General features: G+C 61.1%; 1 protein-coding gene. It reads right to left on the reverse strand.

The features are described 5' to 3' along the window. Positions 1-1,642, reverse strand: a 1,642-nt coding sequence (locus tag B2W52_RS19305; RefSeq protein WP_286803933.1) for an ABC transporter permease, incomplete at both ends; no start/stop codon positions are given.

A 1,642-nucleotide genomic window follows, 5' to 3' on the forward strand; every position in this document is an offset into this window, starting at 1 on the left:
ACTTCATCTTCCAGCAGGCCACCCAGGCGGCGGGCGGCGTTGATATCGGTGAAGACATACTCGGTGTCGAACAGGTCACTGCCAGTGCGATAGATACCGCGAATGGCCTGGGCACTGGAGGCAAGATCTCCCCCAGCCTGCTGGACCGTAATGACCAGCTTGTCCCCCAATCGGGCACCCAGCTCCTCGGCCAGTTTCTGGCCAATCACGATTCCCGTCTCCCCGGATTGAACGTAGGTGCCCTGCTCCATGTAGCCGGCGAGTTTGGTAACCGCCCGCTCCTGTTCAGGAGCGATACCCACCAGTTCTACCGGCAGACTCTTCCCGGGGTTGGCCACCATGGCACGCAGCAATACCCGGGGTGCGGCCGCCTCAACCTTAGGACGCTCCTGCAACTGCCGCTGAAGTGCCCGACTGTCGGCAATACGTAAATCTGGCGACAGATCCACGTCGTGACCCTTTGCCATCACCTGCACATGCCCGCTGAGCTGCTGGGTCGAGTTCTGGATCATCTGCTCGAAGAAACCATCGGCGAAGGCGTACAGGAATAGATAGGCCGCCAGCCCGAATGCAGTGGCCGAGGCGGTAATCATCGACCGTCGCGGGTTTCGAAATACCGAACGGAGTGCCATTTGTGCAAAAATCAGCAGCCGATGATCAGACGTCACCTGCCAGTGGATCCGGCGGATACGGTTGATCATAGTTCGCCGTGCGCCCATCGCCTCCAGCGGGCTGTTGCGACCCGCGTTCCAGGCCGGGAGGGCGGCCGCCAGCAGGGCTACCGACACCACCACAATGCCAATCACAACCAGGCGCTGAGCTTCGATGGTGGGATAAACGATGCCACTGAGCCCCGGCATGGTATCCATGGCCTTGATGTAGGCGCTGAAATCCAGCCCATTGCTACTGAAATAGCCGGTCACCGACAACCCAAGTACCAACCCCAACAGGTAGCCGAGACCGGCCAGAACCGTTGTTTCGAGAAGCACCAGCCAGACGATGCGACTGCTGGGTGTGCCCAACGCCATCATTACACCGAATTCGCGGCCACGCTCCAGTACCGACATCAGAATGGTGTTAACGATACCGGCCGCCACCACCACAAACACCACGAAGATCACGATGTAGGCGACGGCGTCGTGAAAGGCAACCATCTGCACCAGCGATGGCATCAGCGCCGGCCAGCCCAGCACTTCCACGTTTCGATCGCGCAACTGATTCCCGACAGTACCGACCACCTCGTCGAGCCGGTCAGCATCCTGCACGCGGGCCGAGATCTCGGTAAACCGCCCCTGAAAGGCATACAGCGACTGAGCGGCCGCCAGGGGCATCTGGGCCACGAAGCCATCAATACGCTTGATACCGGTCTCGAATACGCCCACCACTTCGAACCGGTCGGCGCCAATAGAGCCGTCCGACGCCTGCACCACCAGTACCAGCTCGTCGCCCGGGGAGACATCCAGGGCACCGGCGGCATCGACGCCAACAAGAATTTCATTGCCGCGTTCCAGGTAGCGACCACGGACAATCGACCGGTCAAGCCGGGTGACCCGTGATTCCGTCGCGCTGTCGACGCCCATCACCTGTAATGCCCGTGACTGGTCTTCACGGCTGGCCAGGGCATGGCTCGTCACCCGGGGGG

Origin of the sequence: Marinobacter sp. UBA2498, assembly GCF_002341575.1 — a bacterium.
In the GTDB taxonomy this organism is placed as follows: domain Bacteria; phylum Pseudomonadota; class Gammaproteobacteria; order Pseudomonadales; family Oleiphilaceae; genus Marinobacter; species Marinobacter manganoxydans.